Genomic DNA, 24,888 nt, shown 5'->3' with positions numbered 1-24,888 from the left:
CTATAGGTCTTCACAAAATTTTAATCTAGCTTTCTTTTCATTTTATGAATTATGGGATCAATAAAATCTTCCCAGTACTTTTTCTGCTCTCTAATAATTCATGTGCATGGGCACCGTCTTGTAAAGAGAATGTAGTAGGACTTGCAATGTTCAATTTTCCAGTAGCGATCCAATCAAATAATTGAGTAGAGCGCTGTTTACGTTCTTCAAAAGTAGTAAGTACGTTCCAAAGGTCTCCGCCAGTTAAAGTTTTCGAAGTATCCATAAGCATACGTGGATCAATGGGCGCAGGATTACCACCGGCCATTCCGTAAAATACGACAGTACCACCGATTTTAGTAGCGTTAAAACTTTTCTCTAGTGTAGAGCCTACTGATTCATATACAACATTTACTCCAGTACCATTTGTTATTTCAAGTACTTTTGAATGCCATTTTTCAGTATATAAAAATACGTGATCAGCCCCAACTAACGTGGCTACTTTGGTTTTTTCGGTTGATGACGTAAGACCGATTACTGTTCCACCCTGTAGTTTAATCATTTGAATAAGAAGTTGACCAACGCCACCAGCCGCAGCATGGACTAAAGCTGTATCACCTTGTTTTATTTGATAGCTATCTTTCGTTAAATAATGTGCCGTTAGACCTTGCAATAAGATAGAAGCGGCTGTTTCAAAAGAAATTGAATCTGGAAGCGGGATTGCTTTTTCTGCTGGAACGGCAACTAATTCTGCATTTGCGAATGGAACGTCAGCAAATGCAATACGGTCTCCAGGATTGATAGTAGTAACGTTAGCACCTACTTCTTCAACGATACCAGCGCCTTCATAACCTAATATATAAGGAGGGTTACCAGCGAGGTGATAATCACCACGGCGTCTATAAATATCTGCGAAATTTAGACCGATTGCTTTCGTGCGGATAAGAATTTCATTTGGATTAATGATTGGATCAGGGATTTCTTTATATTGAAGTACATCAGCATCTCCGAATGTTTCGAAACAAAGTGCTTTCATATGGAATACCTCCATTTTATTGTTTGTCGATGCTCTTTATCATACAATATAAATATCAATAGACAAAGAGGATTATTCCGATGAAATCAATCGGAAATATCGATTGAAAAAGAGGGATGATAAATGGAGATAAAACAATTAATTACATTTAAAGTAGCAGCAGATACTTTGAACTTTACACAAACTGCGAAGAAATTAAACTTTGCTCAATCGAGCGTTACAGCACAAATTAAAACGTTAGAGGCTGAGCTCGATACACCACTATTTGAGAGATTAGGGAAACGTCTTTTCTTAACTGAAGCAGGAAGAAAGTTTCAACTATATGCAGACAAGATAATCGCACTTAGTAACGAAGCAAAGACGGCCGTGAAAGATGATGAGGAAATAGCAGGTACGTTAATAATTGGTGCACAAGAAAGTCAATGTACATACAGACTGCCTTCTATATTAAAGAGGTTTAAAATACAATTCCCCAAAATAAAGCTTATATTTAAACCAGCACATTCCAATAAAGATGCGAAGGAACAATTGATGGAGGGAAAAGTAGATCTTGCATTTATTTTGGACGAATGTAAAACAGAAGATGTTTTACATGTGGAACCACTTATGAAAGAAGAATTAAAAGTAGTAGCTGCTCCAGGGCATATTTTACTTGAACAGACTACTGTTTCTATAAAAGATTTAGAGAGTGAAACACTTTTATTAACAGAATTAGGCTGCTCATATAGAACTTTATTTGAAGAGCTATTTCGCGGGGAAGATCTATATCCAGCAAATAAAATTGAGTTTGTTAGTGTGGAAGCAATTAAACAATGTGTTATTGCAGATTTAGGTATAGCCGTTTTACCAGCGATAGTAGTAGAAAAAGATATACGGGAAGGGACGTTAAAGGAGTTAATGTTAAACGAAACAATACCTCCAATTTATACACAAATTGCTTGGCATAAAGATAAATGGATGACAGCACCACTGCAGCAATTTATTGATGTAACGAGGGAGTTTTTTACAACAGATTAAGTGGAGAAATATTTATTTTATATAAAAGAAAAAATGGCAATTTTGTATAAAAGAACCGATGCTTGCATGTAACAAGTATCGGTTCTTTTATAGTTGAAATAAAGGATGTTATAAAATGTGTATTTCTCAACTTTTTTTCTTAGACGGATACGTAAATTTCTTCGTATATTCCAATAATCGTAAGGGAATTTACAACTTTTATTCGTTTCTGTAAGATGCCTCTAGGCAGCATGAAAGGAGGGGCGTACATAGGGAGGAGATTGTCTTTAGTAAACGTACTTATTTTGAGGGAGGAGATTTACAATGTTTAAAAAGTTAATGAAAGTATGTGTGTTAAGTGTAGCGAGTGTAGGGGTATTATTTAGTTTTCAAGAAAGTACATTTGCAGCTACTGATCTGAGTAGCTATTATGACGGAAAAAATCCAGCAACAACGAAAGTATACGGGGGAAGTACAACATGTGATGCAGATGGATTTAATGCAAAGTCTACAGCAGTTTATGAAGGTAGTAAAAAAGTAGGAACAGTGTATTTACGTTACAGTAATACATGTCATGCGGCATGGTCTAAGCTTGTTTTAGATCAACCAGCACCTTCTGTTTCTGGAGGAGTATATGCTTACGCTGTTATTAATAAATATAAAAATGGTGTATTCCAAAAATCAGTAGATTCTAATAGTGGTAATGGAGCAATTAAAACGGGGCAAACGAGCACTTATACAGGAATGGTGTTTGATTTAACTGCTGATTTTGGTTATACAGCTGATGCCGAAGCAGTGACGATTAATAATGGTTACGGGAAAACTGGACGTTATTAATAAAGGAGTGGAATCCTGTGAAACTTATTAAAAAGGTAAGCGCATGTCTTTGTCTGGCATTGCTCGTCGTAACTAGTGTGTTTAGTACGACCAATAATGATAAAGCATTTGCAGAAGACCATTCGTATGATGGGAAAAGTCCGTATTACAATAGTTGTGATCAATCAGCAGTAACGAAAGAAAAGAAGTGGATTGATTCAAATTCTTATGTGGAATTAAAATTTAGCACGACGTGTAAAACAGCGTGGGCAAAAGTTACTGTAACTCGCCTGGCAGTTTATAATAATGAAGCTGATGCAAGGATTGTTAGAAAAACAGATGGAAAGGCATACACTTGCGGAAGTGCTGGAGGAAATGGTGTTGTAAATAAAGGGCAAACATCATGCTATACGCCAATGGTATATGATTTAGATCCAAGAAAAGCACAAGCGCAGGGGAAACATGCAATTCCGAATAGTGATGCATATAATTATGCGGAGACTATTTGGTATTGATACGATTATACATGTTTTAAGAGCTGTTATTTGATATAAAAATGAAAGAGCCTTACTGCATTTTATTGTGGTAAGGTTCTTTAAAATTGTTTAATAGATTAAGTACATTCATTTACAAAGGTCTCTCTATATAATCGCTTTTAAGTATGGCCATAATAATTTCATCTGAGTATGTATCGTTATAAAATAAAGATTGACGTAAGGTTCCTTCTTTTGCAAAACCAACTTTTTCATAAGCTTTAATTCCGCGTAAATTATGGCTAAATACTTCTAACTGTAAACGATTTAATGATAGTTGTTCAAAAACAAATCTTAAAACGATTTTAATAGCTTCAGTTCCATAACCTTGTCCTGTTAATGCTATGGAAAGCATTGATATTCTGAATCCTGCTCTTTTGTTCTCCTCATCGATATCTAAAATCGACAACTCTCCAATCATCTCTTCAGTACTTTGTAAACAAATAGCGAAATCATAGCGACTTGAATCATTATTTATATGATCTATATGTTTCGTAATTTGCTCCAATGAAAAAGTGGACTTAGTTCCAGTCATATATCTTATTTCATCATCCATTGTACTTTCTAATATAATAGGAGCATCTAGCTGGCAAAGAGGCCTTAAATAAATTCTTTCGCTCTCTAATCTCATTATAATTTTCTCCTTTAGTTAGTAATTGAATGTATAAATACTTAAACTTTCTTCAATGAGTTACATAAAAAATATGAACCTTAATTCGATGTTACATGAATTTTATAATGGTATGGTATACCTAAAACAAATAATAAAAGTTTTATACACAACAAAATGTATCAACGAGTTTTTTGATCATACTATTATTCTTGCTACTCATTCCGCTTTGAAATGAACATGAATGTATTAACTAAGGTCTGTATCAGGAGGAGTATATCCAAGGTGCCTAGCCATTGATACAATTTGTCCTTTATGATGAAACTCATGGGTTTCCGTATGAGTTAAAAGCCATAGCGGAGTTGTACTCCAAGGCCCTTTTTGCCACTTTACTTCATTTGCAATATTTTCGAGCCAACGGTCATTGTATTCATCTAAAAAACGTTGTACAGTCTCATCTACTAACTTAAATCTAGCGCGAACTTTTTTCACATCTGCATGCTCAATTTCGTAATCGCTAGCAAATGAAAAGTCTACTCGCTTTTGTTTAAATGCGAATGATCCAAGCCAGTATCGGTAGCAATCGGCTACATGAATATGAGTCTTTATAATGCTACCGCTCCCGAAATTAGGAACTGTGCTATGTAATTTTTCTACTGGGATTTCTTCCAAAAACGAAAATAGAGTTTCTCTTGTAGAGCTAATAAGATTATATTGCTGTTTTAAAACATGTAACATGAAATTAACACTCCTCTTTTATTTACTAAACTATTTGTGTAATAAGTAATTCTATATGTACGAGAGGTGAACCTTTTTATTATTTTTACTAAGCATATTAGATGTATTTCTTCATTGTTTCTGATAGATTAAACAAAGTGAAACTTTAATGAATTGAACATTCTTAGTTCATAATAAAATGTACATGAAGAAGGAGAACGATAAAATGAATAGAATAATTGGTCTAAAACAATTTGAAATAACGCGCGGGGCATTACTTAAATTTATGGAGACGCTAGATGATAAAATTGCAGATACGCAGCCAGAGGGTTTTAACAATACAATTCGTTGGCATATCGGTCATGTATTAACGGCAGCAGAAGTTTTCATGTTTGGAAAAGAATTCAAACAATTACCAACTGAATATCCAGGTATGTTTGGATATGGATCAAGACCATCTAAATGGACAACAGAAGGACCATCATTAGAAGTGTTAACGGTCCAATTAAAAGAACAAGCAAAACGTATTAAAGAAATTCCAGCAGAAGCATTTGAAAATAAACTGCCAGAGCCATTTCTAGGATTGGAAACAGTTGGTGAGCTTTACGGTATGATGCTTTATCATGAAGCTGATCATATTGGACAAATGAAGGCGATGGAACGTATTATTAAAGCTCTTTAGTCTTAATTGCATATAACAAGCAATACAGGTGTAATGTTAAATGATATAAACAAAAAAGGTAGATAAATTATTATCTACCTTTTTTGTTTAACTTCTTGAAGGATTAGGGATTATCATCGTGATGCTGATGAAGAAGGATAAGAGGATTTTATAATTTTTATGGTGTGATTATTAATTGTAGTATTCCTAAATATGGAATATAAGTATAATGATAGAGAAGAACTAGAAATAGGGGTGAATACTATGATTACATTAGAGCAAAAGTTGGAGCAATATAAACATACATATGTACAGTTAAAGGGAGAACTAAAATGGAAAACGAGCGATTCTCGAACAGGAATGATGATTGCTGCTATGTATGCAGGTAGTGATAAACTGTTTGATCTCGGACGTTTTTTAGAAATTAGTAGTTATATTAAGAATCAGGTAGGGATGTTTTCATACTTAAAGTCTTATCATCGTTTTGTAGTGGCAGCAACATTAGATATTCACTTTACAGATTACCAGAAAGCTTTTCGGGAGTTTTTAGATTTATATGAACAATTGGTCACTGGTGGGTTTAGCCGGAGTATATTTACTTATCTCGCAGCAGCTGTACTTTTAACAGAAGAAAATGAACAGCATGGCGCGCACATTCAACGCTCGATGCAAGTATATAAACGCATGAAAAAGGATCACCTCTTTCTTACAAGTACAAATGATTATCCGCTCGCGGTTTTATTAGCAGGACAATCAGAGAATGTAGACACACTTATGGACCGAGTGGAACGCCTTTATCAGAAACTAGCGACAGCTGGTTTGCATAAAGGGAATGATCTTCAATTTTTGAGTCATATTCTTTCACTAAAGAAGGATGTCAGGGAAGAACTGTTAGTCGCAAAATGCACAAATATATGGAATTTGTTAAAGCAAGAAAAGGTAAAAGTAAAACAGATGCATTACCCAGCTATCGGGTTACTAGCGTTACTCGAGGATGGAGAAAAAGAGATTCATTCTATTAGAGCATTTATTGAAAAATTGCAGGGGGATAAATTGTTCCGTTGGCATACAGATACAAATATTCTTATTGCTATTCAACTGTTCGTAAGTCAGAAAGGTGAGGAAAGTAAAACTACCAACACAGGTTTACAAACAATGATAGAAGTCCTCATACAAGCACAACAGGCTGCTATGATGGCAACGATTGCCGCTTCATCTGCAGCAACATCTTCTGCTAGTAGTAGTTCATAATGTGTAAATCCTTTAATAAGGAAGGTAAAAAGCCCATCACTTTCTAATTAGTGATGGGCTAACTATTTTTACATAATCAGCATTATTTTTTCGACTCTTTCAAATGTTTGAGTTGTGTAACAATCATAATGCTAATAACAACGAGTAAAAACCATGAGCTGATTTTACTTAAGTGAACGAGATTCCAAGCTTCCCGTTGGTTTGGATATTGCCATGCACCGAAAAATGTTGCGATGTTTTCTGCAATCCAAATAAAGAATCCGATAAGAAAAAAGGAGAGAACGAGCGGCATTTTATATGTAACGCCTCGTAATGAAAATTCCACAAATGTTCGAAAGAAAACGATGAATAGAAGTAACGTTAAGAACCATCTAAAATCGTATAGAAAATGATGTGTGAAAAAATTGAAGTAAATCAGTGCTCCTAGAGGTATTACAAAAATAGCTTTCGGCCAATGATGCATTTGTAAATGCAATCTTCTCCACGCTTGGCATATGTAACTGGCAACACTTGCATACATAAAGCCGCTGTAAAGTGGAACTCCAAAAACCTTTGAATATGCCTCTTCCGGATAACTCCATGAACCGAAATGAACTTTATATATTTCTAGTAAAAGGCCGATGAGGTGGAAGACAGTAATTACTTTTAATTCGTCTTTCGTCTCAAGGCCAGTCTTGTACATAACCCACTGCATAAGAAGGCATACGATGAGTATGAAATCGTAGCGGTATAACCCTGGGATCGAAACGATTTTTGAAAGGGCTAGTGTTAAGAAAATAACGACTGGGAATAAGCAGGATAATGCTTGTTCATAAGTAAAATAGAGTAGTTGTTTTATATATAACATTGCATCACCTTGGATGTTTTTATTTGAAAACTCAAAATAATGATTAAGTATACTACACTTTTAAAAATAAGCTAGTATTCTATTTTGCGTGTATTTGTAAGTTTTGGAAGGGAATTGTAATAAGTATTTTAATATTTAACGAAGTAAAAAAATAGTTTGCTATTTAAAAAAAGTGAGGATATAATATCTAAATGAAAATGATAATTATTATCAGTAATGATTATAAATTAAAAATAATTATAAAAAACAACTGCATATAAAGGATGAAATGAAACATGTTACATAAGTCTACTATACATGCTGGCAATAACCGCTGGATACATATTAAGTTCATATGTTTTATGAGCTTAACAATTATATGTTTAATTGGATCTATATTTTTGGCCGTCGCATTTGGTGCAAAGGATATTCATTTGCAAACGGTGTGGACAGCGGTTTTTGATTACAATCCGAAATTAACGCAGCATCAAATCATTTACGAATTAAGGCTCCCAAGGGTAATTGGCGCAGCAGTTGTAGGAGCGGCTTTTGCGGTCGCTGGGGCTGTTATGCAAGGAGTAACACGAAATCCTTTAGCTGATGCAGGTGTACTTGGCATAAATGCAGGTGCGATGTTTGTAGTAGCACTTAGTTTTGCCTTTTTTCCGCATATGCCGTATTCCTATTTAATGATTGTCTCCTTTATTGGAGCGGTCTTAAGTACAGTACTCATTTTTATTATCGGATCGGCCACATCAGGCGGATTAACACCGATGAGATTAACGATCGCTGGGGCAGTTATGGCTGCGCTTTTACATTCGTTAAGTTCAGGTGTCGCGATTTATTATGACTTAAGTCAAGATTTAGCTTTTTGGTACGCTGGTGGTGTTGCAGGGGTTAAGTGGGAACACTTGAAATTTTTAGTTCCTATTATTCTCATAACAATTGTTTTTGCGACAATTTTAGGGCGGTCTATTTCACTCATATCAATGGGGGATGATGTCGCTACGAATTTAGGAGTAAAAACGAACCGAACGAGAATACTAGGGATGATTATAGTAGTCATTCTTGCAGGTGTATCTGTTTCAGCTGTTGGCTCTATTGGATTTGTAGGACTAGTTATCCCGCATATTGCTAGAAAATTAGTTGGTGTGAATTATCGACTCATTATTCCTATGTCAGCATTATTAGGTGCTATGTTATTAGTTTTAGCTGACCTAGGGGCAAGAACAGTAAACCCTCCTAAAGAACTGGCGATAGGAATTATGGTGGCTCTTGTTGGAGTTCCGTTCTTCCTCTATACAGCACGTAAAGTTGGGAGGGAGTTGTAAGTGAAGAAGATTTTAAACACAGATAAAACGAGAGCCGTTACTGTAACTACAATATTTGGTTGTATTAGTATCGCTGTCATTTTGCTTAGCTTAAATACGGGGACACTTAGCATTGCACCGCTCAAAGTAATTCAAACGCTTTTCGGTCATGGTGATTTTGAGAGTGCAACCGTGCTGTACGATTATCGTATGCCAAGAATTATAATCACAATGTTAGCTGGTATTGGCCTTGGGATTTCCGGTGCGATTTTGCAAGGGTTATCAAGGAATGCGTTGGCCGATCCTGGTATTCTTGGACTGCATTCAGGTGCATCTTTCGGGCTAATTATATTCGTTACTTTCTTTCATTCTATTAATGAGAATGCATCGATATTAATACCGTTATTTACATTTGGCGGAGGAGTATTAGCTGCATTTCTTATTATTTTACTTGCGAGTGATCGATCAAAAGGTTTACTTCCCATTAGACTTATTCTCGTTGGTATCGCGGTTTCAGCTGGCTTTAGTGCAATTTCGTTATTTTTCTCTCTCAAGTTAAATGATGAGACATATACATTCGCTTCTAGATGGTTAGTTGGTAACGTGTGGGGAAGGGATTGGATTCATGTCCTTGCATTATTACCTTGGATTTTCATACTAACTCCGTATGCATGGCTAAAATCTAAAACGTTAAATGCATTGTCACTCGGTGATAGTGTGGCAGCGGGACTTGGTGTTTCTGTTCAAAAAGAACGGTTACTCCTTTTAGCTACAGCGGTTGGATTATCTTGCGGGAGTGTATCGATGGCAGGAGGGATTGGTTTTATCGGTTTAGTTGCTCCGCATATCGCGAGGAAGTTAGTAGGTACTACATATCAACACTTTCTTCCTTTAGCTGGCATTATCGGAATGATTATTTTAGTACTAGCAGATACGATAGGTCGTTCTATATTTGAGCCAAACTCTATTCCAGCTGGTGTAGTAGTGGCAGCTTTAGGAGCGCCGTATTTTCTTTATTTACTTACAAAAACAAAATAAATACTTCAAAGAGGAGAACATATGAAAAAGAAACTTACTATTTTATTTAGCATCATGTGTATTTTAGTATTAGCAGCATGTGGTCAAACGACAGCCAATGAAGAGGCAACGAAAAAAACGGAAAAAAGTAATGACCCAAAAATTGCTTCAATGTCTATTCATTTAACGAATGATTTACTTGCATTAGGAATTACACCAGTAGGTTCTGTTATTGGTGGAGATTTAAAAGATTTCTTACCGCACGCTAAAGAGAAGTTGAAAGATACGAAGAAGCTTGGTGTAGTAACAGATCCGAATATGGAAGCGTTACTTCAATTAAAGCCAACTGACATTTATGTTGATGAAAAATATGCTGGTAAAGATGTAGCGAAATACGAAAAAATTGCAAAAACGCATACTTTCAATTTAGATGAAGGTACATGGAGAGACCATTTAAAACAAGTTGGTAAACTTGTAAACCGTGAGAAAGAAGCGGATCAATATATTCAAGATTACGAAGAGCAATCAAAACGAGTAAAAGGTTTAATAGATAAAGAGCTAGGTAATAACGAAAAAGTAATGGCAATTCGCGTTACTGCAAAAGAATTACGTGTATTTAGTACGAAAAGACCGATGGGACCAATTTTATTCCAAGACTTAGGATTACAACCTGCAAATGGTGTAGAGAAAATCAATGGAAAACGTCCTTTCGAAGTCATTTCACAAGAAGTATTACCTGACTTTGATGCAGATGCGATTTTCGTTGTTGTAAATAGAGATGATAAAGCAAAAGCTGCATTTAAACAACTTCAAGAAACACCAATTTGGAAAGACTTAAAAGCTGTTAAAGGCAAGCATGTATATATTATCAATGACCAACCATGGCTTGACTATTCTGCTTTAGGTAACAAAATGGCAATGGATGAAGCAGAGAAAATGTTTACGAAATAATATAGTTTTGCTATTAGGAAAGGCCCTCTAAATTTGGAGGGCTTTTTATTATTGTTAGAATAAACGAAAAATTATACAATGAAGTTAATTTCGTGTAGAGGAGATGTGCCAATGTCAGCGCTTATTGTAAGTATCCCGTTTATAAAGCAGTTTATGGAACAAGGGGATAAATAGGCTAAAATAAGTATCCCCGTTATTAAAAAAGGGGGAGTTTGAAATGACGATGAATCTTTTTCAAAATAAAATTGTAAAATTATCCGCTATTAGAGAATCAGATGCTGTAGTAATGGTTATGTGGCAAGAGGATAGTGAGTATTTAAGAAATGTCGATACAGATGTAGCGTTTCCGCAATCGTTACAAGAAATAGCAAGTGATGAGTTATTAAAAGGACGGAGATCGAATAGTGTTTCTTTCATGGTAAGGACAGTTCAAGAAGATCGCTTAATTGGTTTTGTGGCGATTCATGGTATAGAGTGGAATAACAAAACAGGTTTATTAGCCATTGGTATAGGAGATGCGAATGATAGAGGAAAAGGATATGGGAAAGAAGCAATACATCTTATTCTAAAGTATGCTTTCTATGAATTGAATTTACACCGCATCGGTCTCGATGTTATTTCGTATAATAAACCTGCCATTGCATTGTATAAAAAGATGGGTTTTCAAATGGAAGGCTGTATGAGAGAAGCGGTTCAAAGAGATGGGAAGTGTTTTGACCGTATGATTATGGGGATATTGCGGGATGAATGGATAGAGCTGCAAGGTTAGAAAGTACATTCGAAATTATATATGTAGTATGCAGGAGATATAATGGTAATTGGCGAAAATTTACAGTGTGTTGATTGAATTTATAAGGAGTCATGTAAAATGAATTTAGAAAAGGCAAAACCAGTAAATGAAGAGGTCGCCGAATTAAAAGAACTTATTAAAGAGTTACACGGAAGTGTGCACCAACTTCAAAGTGAAGTGCAGCAACTAAGGCACGAAAGACCAGTTGTTGAAGTGAGAAAAGGTGTTCAATTATCACCAACAATTGTCGGACAAATTGGTGGTATGATTTTAGGTGGTTTAGCAATTATCGGTATATTTTGGTGATGAAAAAAGGTTTGCAGCACGGATGCTGCAAACCTTTTGTATTTGACGATATAATTTCATGCAATGCAACTTTTACATTAAATAACGTAAATATATATAAGCATGTGATAACAAGAGTGCAACAATAGTTAATGGTAAACCAATTTTTAAGAAGTCCATATAAGAGAAGCCATGTCCTTCACGTTTTGCAATACCAGCAACGACTACGTTTGCAGATGCACCGATTAGTGTTCCATTTCCTCCTAAGCAAGCTCCAAGAGATAACGCCCACCATAGTACTTCGATTTGCGGAGAATCGACAGATAGTCCGAGTCCTGTAGCTAAGTCTTGAATAAGAGGAATCATCGTTGCGACAAATGGGATGTTGTCGATTGTCGCAGATGCGATGCCAGATACCCATAAAATAAGTATAGCTGCGAATCCGATGTCACCGTTTGTTACGTCGATTACTTCTCTTGCAAGTGAAGAGATAAGTCCGATATCAATTAACCCGCCAACGAGAACAAATAATCCGGCGAAGAAGAAAATGGTTACCCATTCAACATGGGCAAATACATCTTCAATATCATGTTCTTTCACGCCGATTAACATAAGAAGTGTAGCGCCTGTCATCGCGATAACAGCAGCGTCTACATGAATAATCGAATGAAGTACGAAGCCTAAAATAGTTAGTCCTAAAATCGAAATAGATTTTAAAAGGAGGCTTTGATCTTTAATGTAATCTTTTTCGTTTAATGCCATTAGTTTTTCGATTTGTTCAGGTGTTGTTTTTAGTTTGTTACGATACATGAAGTAAATAATGCCAAGTGTCACGATAGAAATAATAATTACGATTGGAGCTAAGTTAAGTAAAAAGGCGTTAAAGTCTAAATGCTTGTTTGCTGATCCAATCATAATATTAGGTGGATCACCGATTAATGTTGCTGTTCCGCCTATATTTGAAAACAGCACTTCTGAAATCAAATAAGGCACAGGATTTACTTTTAAAATACGTGTAATGGATAATGTAACAGGAACGATTAATAAAACAGTCGTTACATTGTCCAAAAATGCTGATCCGACAGCAGTTAATAGGGATAGTAATAATAAAATGCGAATCGGTTTTCCACCAGCTGCTTTTGCCGCTTTAATGGCCACAAATTCAAAGACGCCTGATTGACTCGTAATATGTACGAGAATCATCATCCCAATTAAAAGGGTAATCGTTTCCCATTGAATATGTGATGTGAAAGCAGTATGTAAATCTACAACTCCAAAAATAATCATAATAGCAGCACCGAATAGTGCGATTACAGCACGATTCAATTTCTCAGAAATAATAAATCCGTACGTGATTAAAAATACGGCAATTGCAAAATAATATTGCCAATTTGCTACTTCATGTGCTGACTGTTCCAATCATGTCACCTTCTTTAAATTATGTATTCAATTGTCGAAATGTATCTCGTTGCAATAATACGGGATAAAATATATTGTAGCAAATTCAAAAAAGAAAGAAAACTATTTAACAAAGTGAAGGAAAAAATGTATTTTTTACATATCATATAAAAAATATAAAAAACACAGTGCAAATTATTAGGAAAAGTGAGCGTTGTCCTCTAATATAGAGATAGCAATTTACATTATTTTTGCGTAAAATGGTTTAAAGAGGTGAATTCCGATGGAAATAGTAAAAGATAGTTCTCTTATTCAAAATGAAATTGAACGTTTTGTAAATAAAGATGTATATATTCATTTAGAAACGACAAACGGAGCGTATGCATCACACATAAATGAAAAGATGATGACAGTTGGTGCTTTCATTCGAAATGCGATTATCCGTTTTGAACGCGGGAAGATAACTGGAACAAATCCATACCGAGTTGGTTTGAAAATGGATCACGGTTGGGTATATGCTGAAGGTATTACGCACTGGGAAGTAGACGATCAAGAGCGTTTATTATTAGCTGGACATGATAATTTAGGTCGTCTAGCAGTTGCACTTGAGTTAAGCTTAACACCATTTAAGTAAGAAGGAGGGAAACTTATGGAGAGACATGTACTTGTTGTATTTCCGCATCCAGATGATGAAGCATATGCTGCGGGAGGAACAATTCGCTTATTAACAGATCAAGGAGTACCTGTAACGTATGCATGTGGTACTCTAGGACAAATGGGACGTAACATGGGTAAGAACGTATTCGCTAACCGTGAAACGATTCCACATATCCGTAAGAAAGAATTGAAAGATGCTTGTGAAGCGATGGGTATTAAAGATTTAAGAATGCTTGGCTTCCATGATAAAACGTTAGAATTTGAAGATGTTGATTTCGTTGCTGACAAAATTGAAGCAATTATTCAAGAAGTAAATCCATCTCGAATTATTACATTTTATCCAGAGCACGGTGTACATCCAGATCATAATGCATTTGGCCGCGCTGTCGTTCGCGCTGTATCACGTATGCCAAAAGAAGAGCGCCCAGTTATCCATGCTGTTGCGATTACGAAAAATCGTGAAGCAGTATTAGGAGAACCGGATGTTGTAAATAACATTAGTGAAGTATTTGATCATAAATTAACTGCATTAGGTGCGCACCGTTCACAAACAGAAGCAATGCTTGAAGACACGCATGCAAAAATAAAAAACAAAGATGCAGCAACATTAAAATGGCTGCAACTTGAACAGTTTTGGACTTATAAATGGGAGTAGGCTAGAAGGATACCTTCTAGTTGCTCTTACATAGAAAAAGCGCCGTCACTTGTGATGGCGCTTTTTCTTGTTGAAGACTATAAATTTCTTAGGGTGCTTCAAAATTTTTAAATTAACGTGCAGTATAGCCTCCATCAACAAGAAGTGTTGTACCGTTAACAAAACTAGCATCATCACTTGCTAAAAATAAGACAGCTTTAGCGACTTCTTCTGGTGTTCCAAGTCTGCCTTGTGGATGAAGTGAAGCTAAATATTCTTTCTGTTCAGGATTAACACTACCAAGTAAAGGGGTGTCAATATAACCGGGGCACACCGCATTAATACGTATTCCATATTTAGCGTAGGCAGTACATAAATTTTGAGTTAATAGTTTCACACCACCTTTTGCAGAGGAGTATGCTGTTGGGGTAGGTAATGAAACAAAACTATGAATCGAACCAGCGTTAACGATGACACCACCTGTACCTTGTTTAAGGAATTGTTCAATCGAATATTTATCAGAAAGGAATACCCCAGACAAATTAATATCAATAGTTCTTTTCCACTTTTCATAGGATAATTCGTTTGCTGGTGCATCATCAGCAACGCCGGCATTGGCATACATAATATCTAATTTACCGTATGTACTTACTGTCTCATGAATTAGCTGTTTAATATCTGCCTCTTTTGTTACATCAGTTTTAATAAATAACGTATTATATCCATGTGCATTCAATTCATCTGATAGTTCTTTTCCACGTTCAGAAAAGTCAGCAATAACTACTTTTGCACCTTCTTCGATAAAAAGACGAACAGTAGATTCGCCAATTCCACTTGCACCACCAGTTATGATTGCTACTTTGTCTTTCAATTTCATATAAACCTCTCCATTCATCAATGAATTTAAGTCGAATTTTTAAATCTGGTTATATCACTATTAACCTTAAATAGTAAGTAGATAGAAGAAAAAGCTCGCGTTTACTTAATTGTGAGAGTGCTATTTTTTCTTTAGTGTACTTTTTGATACAGTTATGGACTAAAATATTAATTTGGTCAATCTTATCATTAGATTGAATATTTGGTAAAGAGCTCTCGAACAGAGCGAGTACGGATGCTGAAAAATTAAAATAAATATGAAGTATTATTTGTAGGGTAAGGAACAAGGGGGAGAGAAGCATAATGAAAACTACTACTCTATTTAAATAGGAAAAAACCTTGCAGGGGGGCAAGGCTTTAAACAGGGTATTAAAAATGATTGATTTATTAAGAAGAACTTCTTCTTGTGAATAAACTAATTTTAGCATGATAACTCATATGTATGTGTTACGAATTTGTGAATAAAAACTCAATGATAAAAGTATGAGTGAAAGGAAATAATGTATTTGAAATATGTATTATTACACAAAGTTTAGTTGAAATAGTGAGGGAAATAAAAAAGCGCAATGAGCAAAATAATTAAGAGACGAATTATATGAAAGATTAGTTGAACGCCTAATATTTAATTTGTTTTACTATATTATTAATTCCGATGATACAAAATTCAAGAAATGACTTATCAATATAAAAACAAAAAGTCCTTAGAATCTACGGCTTTAATATGAAAAGATTTTAATCATTGGGCATAAGGGAATTCTATATTGATTGGTTGAAAGAGGGGATTTGTATATGTAATTTCTTTTTTCATTTAATTCTTTAGAACCTATTTTTAATAATGTATATAAGAAGCGTATATTTTGAATTATTTAATAGAATAATATATATTTATATTGATTTAGTGATTTTAGTTTGTTAAAAATGGGGAAATCGATATGAAGGTTAAATTTGCCGTAATAAAAGATGAGAGCTTTGATTGTAGTTTATTGGAAACAAAATTATTGAAAACTTTTAAAGAAGTAGATTGTGAAGCAGATATTGTAAAGGTTGAGGATGAAATTTTTGAAAACAATGATGTACAAACGCATTTATCAGAAATAACCATTCATGTTACTGGAAAAAATATTGGATATAGATCCGTTTCAGCCAGTATATTTATTGTTCTAGAGAGTTTATCAATACAGCTATTTCGTATTCATATTAGTATACTTTAAGCAGTTCAAAAATTGGCTTCTTCAGAAAATCATACTGATTATATGGAGTTGTAAATATGAAAACAATAGAAATTATCGTAGGTGCTCCCGAATGGTGGATTGCACCTTGTTTGTTGTTAAATAAACAAGGGATTCCTTTTCTAATTTTAATGTATCTCAACGCTAATTTATAAATAGAAGAATGGAAACATGTGAGTAATTCAATTAGATTGTACAAAAAAATTGGTACGCGGATATACGCAATGTATTCACAGGTAAGAGGGTTGTCTCATAATATATATAGATTTTTCTATTAAGATGAACAGAGGGTGTGAATATATGGAAGATGTTTACGCTAAAATTGACAATCTCAAGGCGGAGCAAAAAGAAATTATGAGAGACATTCGAAATTTAGAAACGCGTACCACTATTAATGAGAAAGACATAGCAACAATCAATAAGCAATTAGAAAAAATAAGTACAAACACTACTTGGATTTTGCGAATTATTATTAGCGCGATAATAATGTCAGTTTTAGGATTAATATTAAAAGGAATGATTTAGTCTTGTGAAATAGAACGATATAAAAGAAAGAGGGGAGCTCCCTCTTTCTTTTATGTAAATGAGAATCTATAAATTTTCCGTTTCCTTTTCGTCTGCATACTTATCCTCTAAGGAAATTAATAGAGGGATTGATATAGTTACTAGAATGATTAAAGTAGTTATAAAAGATTTAGAAAGAGAAAAAGAACCTTCAATTAAAGGTGATAAAAACTTGAATGAAAGTATACTTGTTATTAAGGAAATTACTAAAAAGCTAAAAAGAGAGGTATTTTTATTCTTTATAGATGCCTCTATAAAGTCTTTAACACAGGTTATTACAACAAATATAGTTAATATGATAAGAGAAACAAAATAATGTGTTAAATTCGTCATACTAATAGTAGAATCGTCTATTATGTAAGCAAGTAACTTAGATACTAATATTCCTCCAAACAATAAAATAATAAAAGCAAGTAATCCTTCCGATATATAAGTGCTGAAATTGTTTTTCTTGTTAAAAAGCTTATAGTTCAGAGTAGATTGGATTATTTGAATTAGGAATAGGGTAATAATCCATACATAATACACAAAGGGTAATTCTCCTGAGAATAGAGAAATTAGGAAGTTTACTACTGTCCTTAAAATTTCAATCATTACGAAAATCCTCCTACTTGTTCAACTTTATGACATTAGGAATATATGAGTCTATCATTTTATAATCAGGTTCATTAATTCAAACTATTTCTAATTATTCCATAATAAGGCGTTCATATCAAGTTGTTATCTTTTATGGTGTTTATTATTTGTTCACTAATATAAAAAGAGCATTCGAAATGATAATACTAGAAAAATAAAATTAATATGTAATATAATTGAAAAAGTATATTTAAAAATCGATGTTAATATTACCCTCCTATAAGTATTAACATACGTAATTGAGGTGTTTTCTTTGTTGTTTTATGACCGGATTTCTATAATGGCCCCTCCTGTTCCGTAGCTTAGGAAAGTCTTTTTACTTCTGAGATTTTCAAAGTTATAGGAGGGTATGAAAAATGAAAAAAGTCTCAGTACCATCACTTTTGTTAATGATTATTCTTGTCGCATTTCCGCAAATTAGTGAAACGATTTACACACCGTCTTTACCTGACATTTCAAAGGCGTTACATGTAAGTAATAATGAGGTGCAGTTAACGCTTAGTGTGTATTTTGCTGGATTTGCTTTAGGTGTATTTTTTATTGGATGGCTATCAGATATAATTGGCCGTCGCCCAGCAATGTTATTTGGAATTGTCGTATATGGCGCTGGGAGTTTCTTGTGCTTTATTGCAAATTCCATTGAAGTTTTATTGGTAAGTCGTTTTATTCAAGCGTTTGGAGCAAGTGCAGGATCAGTTGTGACGCAAACGATTCTTCGTGAAAGTGTAGAAGGGCATAAGAGGCATGTTATGTTTGCTCAAATTTCAGCAGTCATTGCTTTTACACCAGCGATAGGACCGTTAATTGGTGGCTTTCTTGATCAAATGTTTGGATTTAAAATAGTATTTTTAAGTTTAGTAGTTATGAGTATCGGTATTTTTCTGTATACGTTTGTTTCTCTTCCTGAAACAAAAACGGGCTCAGTAACGAATAAAATAAATGTATTTTCAGTCTTGAAGAGGTTAATTACAAATCCAAAAGTGGTAACGTATGGGCTATTAATTGGAGGAGCAAATGGTGTTTTATTTAGCTATTATGCAGAAGCGCCGTTTATCTTTATTGAATACTTTCAGTTATCGCCTAGTATGTATGGCTTTCTAGGAATTGTTGTAGCGTCTGCTTCTATTGTTGGAGCGAAAATTTCAAAACGTTTACTTGCTACTTATAAACCAGAGAAAATTATATATATCGGTTGTCTCGTAATGACAGGAGGAGCTATCCTTTTATCTGTTATTACGTTTGTGGGATCAAATCCGAATGTAATATATATGGTTGTATTTTTAATAGCGATGTTTATATTGTTATTAGGAATTGGAGTATCGTTACCTAATTGTTTAAGTTTAGCGTTAGTAGATTTTCAAGATGTCATTGGTACAGCTGGAGCGTTGTTTAGCTTAGGATACTATGTAATTGTAACGATGACAATTTGGGGAATGAGTCAATTGCATACGGGCTCGTTACTGGTGATGCCACTTTATTTTCTAGTTATTGTAGTTATAATGGCAGTGTTTACTAGGGTATTTATCTTTGGTAAGCAAACTTCGAAATCGATTTAAATATGAAATTGTAAAAGAGTCTCATTTTTTAATGAGACTCTTTTATATTTTATCCCGTTGTTTTGAGGCAGAAAGGTTTCTGCCTCAAAATTTGGCTGGGGTAAAGAAGTTAGTAGTTTATTAATATATTAAATTTCTTATTGGTATATGAATCGAATGTGTGGGAAATTACGTTATCAACTATAAAGGTTGAAGTATTTGAGATATGAAACCGAGGAAGATAGCATCTCCTCGGTTATTTATATTGTAATAATATACATGCCGGAATCATATTGAATAGATGTATTTTATTGTTAATTTAGTTAAAAATTAATCAGACTTATGTATAATAATTTATTGAAAAAATAATTGAATTTTTCAGATTAATGAATTAATATAAGGTAAGTAATTTTAAGATTTATAGAATATTGGAAGATGAAAGGTTTTGAGAATTTTATTAGGAGCACAAAACGATTTTAGGATAGCTTTAAAGCTAGTGTAAAATGACGTTTGCTTCATCATTTTCAGGGCCAAAAAAGGAATTAGGGGAAAGCATCTTGTGTTAAAATGCGGCTATGAATCATCTAAGAGGGGGAAGTGAAGTGGCAAACAAAGAATTGAAAAGAGGTTTAGAAGCACGTCATATTCAAATGATTGCTTTAGGCGGAACGATTGGTGTTGGTTTGTTTATGGGGTCAGCCAGCACAATTAAATGGACAGGTCCGTCAGTAATGCTTGCTTATGCAATTGCAGGTATTTTCATCTTCTTCATCATGCGTGCCATGGGAGAAATGTTGTATATGGAGCCAAGTACAGGCTCATTTGCGACATTCGGTCATAAGTATATTCATCCACTAGCTGGTTATATGACAGCGTGGAGTAACTGGTTCCAGTGGGTTATCGTTGGGATGTCAGAAATTATCGCGGTTGGAGCGTATATGCAATATTGGTTCCCGGATTTACCAGCTTGGATACCAGGTATAATTGCAATGGTTATTCTTGGTGCAGCTAACTTAATTTCTGTTAAGTCATTTGGTGAATTTGAATTTTGGTTTGCGATGATTAAAATCGTTACGATTCTATTAATGATTATTGCAGGATTTGGCCTTATTTTCTTCGGAATTGGTAACGGTGGAGAAGCGATTGGCATATCTAATCTTTGGTCAAATGGCGGTTTCTTTACAGGTGGTTTTTCAGGATTCTTCTTTGCATTATCACTTGTAGTTGGAGCGTATCAAGGTGTGGAATTAATCGGTATTACTGCTGGTGAAGCGAAGGATCCGAAGAAGACACTTACAAGAGCGATTCAAAGTACAATTTGGCGTATTTTAATTTTCTACATCGGTGCTATTTTCGTTATTGTAACTGTGTATCCGTGGGATCAATTAAGTACAATTGGTAGCCCGTTCGTAGCAACTTTTGCGAAGGTTGGTATTACGGCAGCAGCTGGCCTTATTAACTTCGTTGTTATTACAGCAGCAATGTCTGGTTGTAATAGTGGTATTTATAGTGCTGGTCGTATGCTTTATACGTTAGGTGTAAATGGACAAGCACCGAAATATTTCACGAAACTTTCTGGAAATGGTGTACCTTTATTTGGTACAGTTGGCGTAATTATCGGTCTGGCGGTTGGTGTTGTTTTAAGTTACATCGCACCGAAAAACTTATTCGTATATGTATATAGTGCGAGTGTACTTCCTGGTATGGTACCATGGTTCGTCATTTTAATTAGTCAAATTCGTTTTAGGAAAGAAAAGGGAGCAGAGATGAAAGATCATCCGTTCAAAATGCCATTTGCTCCTGTAACAAACTATTTAACAATTGCCTTTTTAATTATGGTATTAATCGGAATGTGGTTTAACGATGATACACGCATTTCATTAGTTGTAGGTATTATTTTCTTAGCTATCGTTACAATTAGTTTCTATGCTTTCGGAATAGGAAAGCGAGCTCCGTTAGACGTTCAAAATAATAAAGAGATTTCAAGTAAATAAAGAAGAGGCTGTTCATCTGGAACAGCCTTTTCTTATTGTTGTTATTTGTTGATAAATTGATATAACTTGTCGAATCGTTGATATAATTTGATTTGTGATAGATATATTTGAAAAATCGTTGATATATTGTACGTTATGATAGATATATTCGAAAAATTGTTAATATAATTTCACATACTATCTGTCACTATCATGATTAAAATTTTTCTAATACGATTTTCCCAATGGTGTGCCCGCTTTCAAGTAGTGCATGTGCTTTCTTTAAGTTTTCAGCGTTAATCGGTGTTAATGTTTCATTTAAAGTAAGAATTCTTTACTTCTATATTATAGTTGGTGAAATACTGCTATGTAAAAAAATATCCTCTTTTTTATGCAAGCTGCACTGATAGTCTAGAAGGAGTTTATTTCTAAAAAGAAGAATTTTTTAATGTATTACTTTATCCAAAACTAAATGTAAAGGTGGATACATAATGACAGTAAAGAAACTTTATTTCATCCCAGCAGGTCGTTGTATGTTGGATCATTCGTCTGTTAACAGTGCGTTAACACCGGGGAAACTATTAAACTTGCCGGTGTGGTGTTATCTTTTGGAGACGGAAGAAGGTCCTATTTTAGTAGACACAGGTATGCCAGAAAGTGCAGTTAATAATGAAGGGCTTTTTAACGGTACATTTGTTGAAGGACAGATCTTACCGAAAATGACTGAAGAAGATAGAATCGTGAATATATTAAAGCGTGTAGGGTATGAGCCGGACGACATTTTATATATTATTAGTTCTCACTTACATTTTGATCATGCAGGAGGAAACGGTGCTTTTACAAATACACCGATTATTGTGCAGCGAACGGAATATGAGGCAGCACTTCATAGAGAAGAATATATGAAAGAATGTATATTACCGCATTTGAACTACAAAATTATTGAAGGGGATTATGAAGTGGTACCAGGTGTTCAATTATTGTATACGCCAGGTCATTCTCCAGGCCATCAGTCGCTATTCATTGAAACGGAGCAATCCGGTTCAGTTTTATTAACGATTGATGCATCATACACGAAAGAGAATTTTGAAGATGAAGTGCCGTTCGCAGGATTTGATCCAGAATTAGCTTTATCTTCAATTAAACGTTTAAAAGAAGTTGTGAAAAAAGAGAAACCAATTATTTTCTTTGGTCATGATATAGAGCAGGAAAAGGGTTGTAGAGTGTTCCCGGAATATATATAGTGCAAAAAGTCATGAGTTCGCGTGCTCATGACTTTTTCGTTTAAATAATTTTTTTAAATAAATTATAAACTTTTTGTGAACTATCTTCGTTTAACTGATAGTACGTAAGGTTTACATCATCAGGAGTATCTTGCTGCGCAATCATCACTTCGCTGCTGTGATGATCAACTATCCATATGAAATATTTTTTATAAGTTCCATCCTCGAAAGTAATCCACATATCACAATCTATTAAATCTGATCCTTCTTCATCCAATGTTAATTTGCCTTTTTTTGCGGTATTCATACTGTTAATAAATGTTTTTAATTCATCTGTTTTTGTGAGAAAGATATCCTTTTTTGTTTTAATTGATTCTACATGTATATCTTTTATTTCCTGCTTTCCTAAAAAAACAGGGGGCTCATTTGGATCTCGCGAGCTTGAAATAATAGTAGCTTTCTTTTTCGGTTTGTTTGCAGTATAGAGATCTTGAATAGATTTTCCCGAGTTTACAAACCATACAATTCCACAAATAATTAATACGCTACCTAGCAATAAAATAATTTTTTTAATAGAGTTTTCTCCTTTCTATTATTTCGTGTGAAGAGCTTTTCTATTAATATATGATAGGTAAGCGTAAAGTATTATAGTTGAACTTGGTTATGCTTCACAGTTTTTATCGGGCGATCTATGAGTAAATTGTAAGTGAGCCCAATTAATACGAAAATGCCACCGATAACTTTACCGATTGAGAGTTCATTTGTCAGGAAGAAATCAATAATAGTCCCCGCAAATAATTGTCCGATAAAGATGAGTAATGTTAAATAAAAGGCTGATATTTTAGGAGTAATATAGTTGGATAATGAAATAACGATAACGCCTACTAATCCGCCTAAGTACACAGCAATAGGAATAGATTGTAACGTCTGCATTGGAATATACAATGAATCTGAACTGAAAATTAAAAATAACATAGAGAAAAATAATCCAGTAATATAATTAAAAAACGTGCCTTCCCAATTTCCGATTTTCGCTGCTAAATTCGCGTTAATAATTCTAGCAACAACGATAGAAACACCAGCTAAAATAGCGATCGTAATATATAACATTTTCTTGCCCCCATTAATAAATTGTCATGATTATAATTCCAGAAGAGATGAAACATAATCCAATTAGTTTTTTCTTTTCAAACTTTGCAACTTTCATTCCTAATAAGCCGAAATGATCGATAATGATGGAAGCAATGGATTGGCCGAGTAAACTTAATGCGATCGTAATAGAGGCACCAAGGACGGAGAAACTTATATTATTAAAAAGAACAGTGAATACTCCAATCGCTCCAGCGCTATATAAAAAAAGCGGAATACCTTTATCGAAATGAATTTTATGTTTGTTTAAGATTAAAACGAAAATAACTGCAATTAAACCGACAAGGTGAATGACAACGCTTGCTGTATACTTTCCAATTAACTCGGATAAAATTCCATTTAATGGAAGCATAACGGCGATGAGCACACCAATAAAGACAGAAAGAAAGTTATACAATGTAATATCCCCTTTATATTTCATATTTGTAATGACTGTATCATGCTGAAATTGTGTATTGTTATGACATATGTCATAGTGGAAGAAGAAAATTTTGATTACAATGGGGATGAGTTGTAAAGGTGGGGAACTATGAAGAAAGTATGTAATTCTATTAAATTAGCAGAGTATATAAAGCAAAATAATATTGATTCATTTTTTAGTCATGATATGAAGCCATATATGGAACTTATATTTTTTAAAAAGAATGAGTTTATTTGTAGAGAAAATGAAGAGATAGATTATTTATATTTCTTTGTTGAAGGAAAAGCGAAAGCGTTTAACACATTAAGTAACGGGAAATCGGTATTATTATGTTTTTACGATAGTTTGCAGTTACTTGGAGATGTGGAGTTAATTCATTCTCAAAGAATCACTTCAAACGTACAAGTGATGGCAGATTCGTATTGTGTGGGTTTACCTTTAGGAAAGGTGAGAAATAAGCTATTTCATGATGCGAAATTTTTAAGATGTATTTGCGGATCATTGGCACATAAATTAAACCGACTTTCCAAAAACAGTACAATTAATTTATTGTATCCGCTTGAAAATAGACTTGCGAGTTACATGTTAGCAGCAGGAGAACGAGCAGTTCAGCATGAAAATAGAATTGTGTTTAGTGGGAATTTAACGGAAATAGCGGAGTTGTTAGGAACGAGTTATCGGCATTTATTACGTACTTTGAATCTCTTTTGTGATAAAAATATAATCAAGAAAAACAATGGTTGTTTTGAAGTAGTGAATGTAGAAGTTTTGAGGGAATTGGCTGCAGATGTTTATAAATAATATATTAAAGTAGG

At 34.2% G+C, this 24,888-nt stretch carries 28 protein-coding genes and 1 pseudogene; 18 read left to right on the top strand and 11 right to left on the bottom strand.

The features are described from left to right. Nucleotides 1-49: 49 nt before the first annotated feature. Complete coding sequence (locus tag ES895_RS20175) at nucleotides 50-1,015, bottom strand: quinone oxidoreductase family protein (protein ID WP_135238593.1); 966 nt, start codon at nucleotides 1,013-1,015, stop codon at nucleotides 50-52. Nucleotides 1,016-1,138: 123 nt separating this feature from the next. Here ES895_RS20175 and ES895_RS20170 point away from each other — a divergent pair, with 123 nt between their 5' ends. The 3 genes from ES895_RS20170 to ES895_RS20160 all read left to right on the top strand — a co-directional run bounded on the left by ES895_RS20170 (nucleotide 1,139) and on the right by ES895_RS20160 (nucleotide 3,342). Then, nucleotides 1,139-2,032 (top strand): LysR family transcriptional regulator, encoded by an 894-nt coding sequence (locus ES895_RS20170; RefSeq protein ID WP_135238592.1) that lies wholly within the window; start codon nucleotides 1,139-1,141, stop codon nucleotides 2,030-2,032. A gap of 303 nt (nucleotides 2,033-2,335) precedes the next feature. Beyond that, the gene (locus ES895_RS20165) at nucleotides 2,336-2,848 is read left to right on the top strand and encodes a DUF2690 domain-containing protein (protein WP_000473748.1); all 513 of its coding nucleotides are present in this window, start codon (nucleotides 2,336-2,338) and stop codon (nucleotides 2,846-2,848) included. A gap of 17 nt (nucleotides 2,849-2,865) precedes the next feature. Beyond that, a complete protein-coding gene (locus ES895_RS20160) occupies nucleotides 2,866-3,342 on the top strand; it encodes a DUF2690 domain-containing protein (protein ID WP_000767004.1) in 477 nt (158 codons plus the stop codon). Nucleotides 3,343-3,454: 112 nt separating this feature from the next. Here ES895_RS20160 and ES895_RS20155 read toward each other — a convergent pair whose 3' ends face one another. Together ES895_RS20155 and ES895_RS20150 are read right to left on the bottom strand one after the other, a co-directional pair. Next, entirely contained in the window at nucleotides 3,455-3,991 is a 537-nt protein-coding gene (locus ES895_RS20155; protein WP_001235431.1) for a GNAT family N-acetyltransferase, read from the bottom strand. 228 nt (nucleotides 3,992-4,219) lie between these two features. Beyond that, nucleotides 4,220-4,708 carry a DinB family protein gene (locus ES895_RS20150; RefSeq protein WP_000903461.1) on the bottom strand — a complete coding sequence of 163 codons (489 nt, stop codon included), beginning with the start codon at nucleotides 4,706-4,708 and terminating at the stop codon, nucleotides 4,220-4,222. A gap of 184 nt (nucleotides 4,709-4,892) precedes the next feature. Between ES895_RS20150 and ES895_RS20145 the strand changes: the two genes are divergently transcribed. Together ES895_RS20145 and ES895_RS20140 are read left to right on the top strand one after the other, a co-directional pair. After that, entirely contained in the window at nucleotides 4,893-5,369 is a 477-nt protein-coding gene (locus ES895_RS20145; RefSeq protein ID WP_002196761.1) for a DinB family protein, read from the top strand. Between the two features lie 192 nt (nucleotides 5,370-5,561). After that, entirely contained in the window at nucleotides 5,562-6,599 is a 1,038-nt protein-coding gene (locus ES895_RS20140; RefSeq protein ID WP_002103418.1) for a DUF4003 domain-containing protein, read from the top strand. An 82-nt stretch (nucleotides 6,600-6,681) separates the two neighbouring features. Here ES895_RS20140 and ES895_RS20135 read toward each other — a convergent pair whose 3' ends face one another. Further along, a complete protein-coding gene (locus tag ES895_RS20135) occupies nucleotides 6,682-7,446 on the bottom strand; it encodes a DUF817 domain-containing protein (protein ID WP_001969367.1) in 765 nt (254 codons plus the stop codon). 275 nt (nucleotides 7,447-7,721) lie between these two features. Here ES895_RS20135 and ES895_RS20130 point away from each other — a divergent pair, with 275 nt between their 5' ends. The 5 genes from ES895_RS20130 (at nucleotide 7,722) to ES895_RS20110 (ending at nucleotide 11,799) form a co-directional block, all read left to right on the top strand. Then, nucleotides 7,722-8,756, top strand: a complete 1,035-nt coding sequence (locus ES895_RS20130) for a FecCD family ABC transporter permease (RefSeq protein ID WP_048568282.1) — start codon at nucleotides 7,722-7,724, stop codon at nucleotides 8,754-8,756. Next, entirely contained in the window at nucleotides 8,757-9,773 is a 1,017-nt protein-coding gene (locus tag ES895_RS20125) for a FecCD family ABC transporter permease (RefSeq protein WP_000722683.1), read from the top strand. It begins immediately after the preceding gene. 21 nt (nucleotides 9,774-9,794) lie between these two features. Beyond that, complete coding sequence (locus ES895_RS20120; protein ID WP_098348156.1) at nucleotides 9,795-10,703, top strand: iron-hydroxamate ABC transporter substrate-binding protein; 909 nt, start codon at nucleotides 9,795-9,797, stop codon at nucleotides 10,701-10,703. 217 nt (nucleotides 10,704-10,920) lie between these two features. Continuing rightward, nucleotides 10,921-11,472, top strand: coding sequence for a GNAT family N-acetyltransferase (locus ES895_RS20115; RefSeq protein WP_135238591.1), 552 nt, complete (start codon nucleotides 10,921-10,923; stop codon nucleotides 11,470-11,472). A 99-nt stretch (nucleotides 11,473-11,571) separates the two neighbouring features. Continuing rightward, nucleotides 11,572-11,799 (top strand): coiled-coil domain-containing protein, encoded by a 228-nt coding sequence (locus ES895_RS20110; RefSeq protein ID WP_001047304.1) that lies wholly within the window; start codon nucleotides 11,572-11,574, stop codon nucleotides 11,797-11,799. 72 nt (nucleotides 11,800-11,871) lie between these two features. Here ES895_RS20110 and ES895_RS20105 read toward each other — a convergent pair whose 3' ends face one another. Next, nucleotides 11,872-13,197, bottom strand: coding sequence for an ArsB/NhaD family transporter (locus ES895_RS20105; protein WP_000437992.1), 1,326 nt, complete (start codon nucleotides 13,195-13,197; stop codon nucleotides 11,872-11,874). A gap of 262 nt (nucleotides 13,198-13,459) precedes the next feature. Between ES895_RS20105 and ES895_RS20100 the strand changes: the two genes are divergently transcribed. Both ES895_RS20100 and bshB2 read left to right on the top strand, forming a co-directional pair. Continuing rightward, nucleotides 13,460-13,810 (top strand): YojF family protein, encoded by a 351-nt coding sequence (locus ES895_RS20100; RefSeq protein WP_000407045.1) that lies wholly within the window; start codon nucleotides 13,460-13,462, stop codon nucleotides 13,808-13,810. Between the two features lie 15 nt (nucleotides 13,811-13,825). After that, nucleotides 13,826-14,488, top strand: a complete 663-nt coding sequence (bshB2, locus tag ES895_RS20095; protein WP_000439483.1) for a bacillithiol biosynthesis deacetylase BshB2 — start codon at nucleotides 13,826-13,828, stop codon at nucleotides 14,486-14,488. A gap of 112 nt (nucleotides 14,489-14,600) precedes the next feature. On the opposite strand, the gene ES895_RS20090 is transcribed toward bshB2, so the two are convergent. Beyond that, the gene (locus ES895_RS20090) at nucleotides 14,601-15,344 is read right to left on the bottom strand and encodes an SDR family NAD(P)-dependent oxidoreductase (RefSeq protein ID WP_000768017.1); all 744 of its coding nucleotides are present in this window, start codon (nucleotides 15,342-15,344) and stop codon (nucleotides 14,601-14,603) included. A gap of 931 nt (nucleotides 15,345-16,275) precedes the next feature. Here ES895_RS20090 and ES895_RS20080 point away from each other — a divergent pair. Next, the gene (locus ES895_RS20080) at nucleotides 16,276-16,554 is read left to right on the top strand and encodes a hypothetical protein (RefSeq protein ID WP_000865018.1); all 279 of its coding nucleotides are present in this window, start codon (nucleotides 16,276-16,278) and stop codon (nucleotides 16,552-16,554) included. 318 nt (nucleotides 16,555-16,872) lie between these two features. Then, the gene (locus ES895_RS20075) at nucleotides 16,873-17,097 is read left to right on the top strand and encodes a hemolysin XhlA family protein (protein ID WP_000390458.1); all 225 of its coding nucleotides are present in this window, start codon (nucleotides 16,873-16,875) and stop codon (nucleotides 17,095-17,097) included. Nucleotides 17,098-17,163: 66 nt separating this feature from the next. Here the strand turns inward: ES895_RS20075 and ES895_RS20070 are convergent, their stop codons facing one another. Beyond that, the gene (locus ES895_RS20070) at nucleotides 17,164-17,730 is read right to left on the bottom strand and encodes a DUF5823 family protein (protein ID WP_097995142.1); all 567 of its coding nucleotides are present in this window, start codon (nucleotides 17,728-17,730) and stop codon (nucleotides 17,164-17,166) included. Nucleotides 17,731-18,128: 398 nt separating this feature from the next. On the opposite strand from ES895_RS20070, the gene ES895_RS20065 reads away from it, so the two are divergent. Continuing rightward, nucleotides 18,129-19,328 carry a multidrug effflux MFS transporter gene (locus ES895_RS20065; RefSeq protein ID WP_097995143.1) on the top strand — a complete coding sequence of 400 codons (1,200 nt, stop codon included), beginning with the start codon at nucleotides 18,129-18,131 and terminating at the stop codon, nucleotides 19,326-19,328. Nucleotides 19,329-19,909: 581 nt separating this feature from the next. Next, nucleotides 19,910-21,301: an amino acid permease gene (locus ES895_RS20060; RefSeq protein ID WP_001284405.1), complete on the top strand. Its 1,392-nt coding sequence runs from the start codon at nucleotides 19,910-19,912 to the stop codon at nucleotides 21,299-21,301. A 196-nt stretch (nucleotides 21,302-21,497) separates the two neighbouring features. On the opposite strand, the pseudogene ES895_RS20055 reads toward ES895_RS20060, so the two are convergent. Then, nucleotides 21,498-21,605: pseudogene (locus tag ES895_RS20055) on the bottom strand (zinc-binding alcohol dehydrogenase family protein); the annotation flags it as partial. 166 nt (nucleotides 21,606-21,771) lie between these two features. Between ES895_RS20055 and aiiA the strand changes: the two are divergent. Then, nucleotides 21,772-22,524, top strand: coding sequence for a quorum-quenching N-acyl homoserine lactonase AiiA (gene aiiA / locus ES895_RS20050; protein ID WP_097995144.1), 753 nt, complete (start codon nucleotides 21,772-21,774; stop codon nucleotides 22,522-22,524). A 40-nt stretch (nucleotides 22,525-22,564) separates the two neighbouring features. Here the strand turns inward: aiiA and ES895_RS20045 are convergent, their stop codons facing one another. The 3 genes from ES895_RS20045 to ES895_RS20035 all read right to left on the bottom strand — a co-directional run bounded on the left by ES895_RS20045 (nucleotide 22,565) and on the right by ES895_RS20035 (nucleotide 24,073). Next, entirely contained in the window at nucleotides 22,565-23,059 is a 495-nt protein-coding gene (locus tag ES895_RS20045; protein WP_087948614.1) for a YhfM domain-containing protein, read from the bottom strand. A gap of 89 nt (nucleotides 23,060-23,148) precedes the next feature. After that, entirely contained in the window at nucleotides 23,149-23,613 is a 465-nt protein-coding gene (locus ES895_RS20040) for a DMT family transporter (protein WP_000965802.1), read from the bottom strand. A gap of 13 nt (nucleotides 23,614-23,626) precedes the next feature. Further along, nucleotides 23,627-24,073, bottom strand: coding sequence for a DMT family transporter (locus tag ES895_RS20035; RefSeq protein ID WP_002103413.1), 447 nt, complete (start codon nucleotides 24,071-24,073; stop codon nucleotides 23,627-23,629). 108 nt (nucleotides 24,074-24,181) lie between these two features. On the opposite strand from ES895_RS20035, the gene yeiL reads away from it, so the two are divergent. Continuing rightward, the gene (gene yeiL, locus ES895_RS20030; RefSeq protein WP_000754824.1) at nucleotides 24,182-24,874 is read left to right on the top strand and encodes a transcriptional regulator YeiL; all 693 of its coding nucleotides are present in this window, start codon (nucleotides 24,182-24,184) and stop codon (nucleotides 24,872-24,874) included. Nucleotides 24,875-24,888 lie beyond the last annotated feature (14 nt).

It is taken from the genome of Bacillus sp. 007/AIA-02/001 (assembly GCF_004634455.1).
In the GTDB taxonomy this organism is placed as follows: domain Bacteria; phylum Bacillota; class Bacilli; order Bacillales; family Bacillaceae_G; genus Bacillus_A; species Bacillus_A cereus.
The sequence above is the reverse complement of the archived record's forward strand: the minus strand, read 5'-3'. Positions and strand labels throughout refer to the sequence as shown.

Excerpts from the sequence above, each read along its gene's own strand:
- ES895_RS20175 (WP_135238593.1), bottom strand. The coding sequence starts at position 1,015 with ATGAAAGCACTTTGTTTCGAAACATTCGGAGATGCTGATGTACTTCAA.
- ES895_RS20170 (WP_135238592.1), top strand. The coding sequence starts at position 1,139 with ATGGAGATAAAACAATTAATTACATTTAAAGTAGCAGCAGATACTTTG.
- ES895_RS20165 (WP_000473748.1), top strand. The coding sequence starts at position 2,336 with ATGTTTAAAAAGTTAATGAAAGTATGTGTGTTAAGTGTAGCGAGTGTA.
- ES895_RS20155 (WP_001235431.1), bottom strand. The coding sequence starts at position 3,991 with ATGAGATTAGAGAGCGAAAGAATTTATTTAAGGCCTCTTTGCCAGCTA.
- ES895_RS20150 (WP_000903461.1), bottom strand. The coding sequence starts at position 4,708 with ATGTTACATGTTTTAAAACAGCAATATAATCTTATTAGCTCTACAAGA.
- ES895_RS20145 (WP_002196761.1), top strand. The coding sequence starts at position 4,893 with ATGAAGAAGGAGAACGATAAAATGAATAGAATAATTGGTCTAAAACAA.
- ES895_RS20140 (WP_002103418.1), top strand. The coding sequence starts at position 5,562 with ATGGAATATAAGTATAATGATAGAGAAGAACTAGAAATAGGGGTGAAT.
- ES895_RS20135 (WP_001969367.1), bottom strand. The coding sequence starts at position 7,446 with ATGTTATATATAAAACAACTACTCTATTTTACTTATGAACAAGCATTA.
- ES895_RS20130 (WP_048568282.1), top strand. The coding sequence starts at position 7,722 with ATGTTACATAAGTCTACTATACATGCTGGCAATAACCGCTGGATACAT.
- ES895_RS20120 (WP_098348156.1), top strand. The coding sequence starts at position 9,795 with ATGAAAAAGAAACTTACTATTTTATTTAGCATCATGTGTATTTTAGTA.
- ES895_RS20115 (WP_135238591.1), top strand. The coding sequence starts at position 10,921 with ATGACGATGAATCTTTTTCAAAATAAAATTGTAAAATTATCCGCTATT.
- ES895_RS20110 (WP_001047304.1), top strand. The coding sequence starts at position 11,572 with ATGAATTTAGAAAAGGCAAAACCAGTAAATGAAGAGGTCGCCGAATTA.
- ES895_RS20100 (WP_000407045.1), top strand. The coding sequence starts at position 13,460 with ATGGAAATAGTAAAAGATAGTTCTCTTATTCAAAATGAAATTGAACGT.
- bshB2 (WP_000439483.1), top strand. The coding sequence starts at position 13,826 with ATGGAGAGACATGTACTTGTTGTATTTCCGCATCCAGATGATGAAGCA.
- ES895_RS20090 (WP_000768017.1), bottom strand. The coding sequence starts at position 15,344 with ATGAAATTGAAAGACAAAGTAGCAATCATAACTGGTGGTGCAAGTGGA.
- ES895_RS20080 (WP_000865018.1), top strand. The coding sequence starts at position 16,276 with ATGAAGGTTAAATTTGCCGTAATAAAAGATGAGAGCTTTGATTGTAGT.
- ES895_RS20075 (WP_000390458.1), top strand. The coding sequence starts at position 16,873 with ATGGAAGATGTTTACGCTAAAATTGACAATCTCAAGGCGGAGCAAAAA.
- ES895_RS20070 (WP_097995142.1), bottom strand. The coding sequence starts at position 17,730 with ATGATTGAAATTTTAAGGACAGTAGTAAACTTCCTAATTTCTCTATTC.
- ES895_RS20065 (WP_097995143.1), top strand. The coding sequence starts at position 18,129 with ATGAAAAAAGTCTCAGTACCATCACTTTTGTTAATGATTATTCTTGTC.
- aiiA (WP_097995144.1), top strand. The coding sequence starts at position 21,772 with ATGACAGTAAAGAAACTTTATTTCATCCCAGCAGGTCGTTGTATGTTG.
- ES895_RS20040 (WP_000965802.1), bottom strand. The coding sequence starts at position 23,613 with ATGTTATATATTACGATCGCTATTTTAGCTGGTGTTTCTATCGTTGTT.
- ES895_RS20035 (WP_002103413.1), bottom strand. The coding sequence starts at position 24,073 with ATGAAATATAAAGGGGATATTACATTGTATAACTTTCTTTCTGTCTTT.
- yeiL (WP_000754824.1), top strand. The coding sequence starts at position 24,182 with ATGAAGAAAGTATGTAATTCTATTAAATTAGCAGAGTATATAAAGCAA.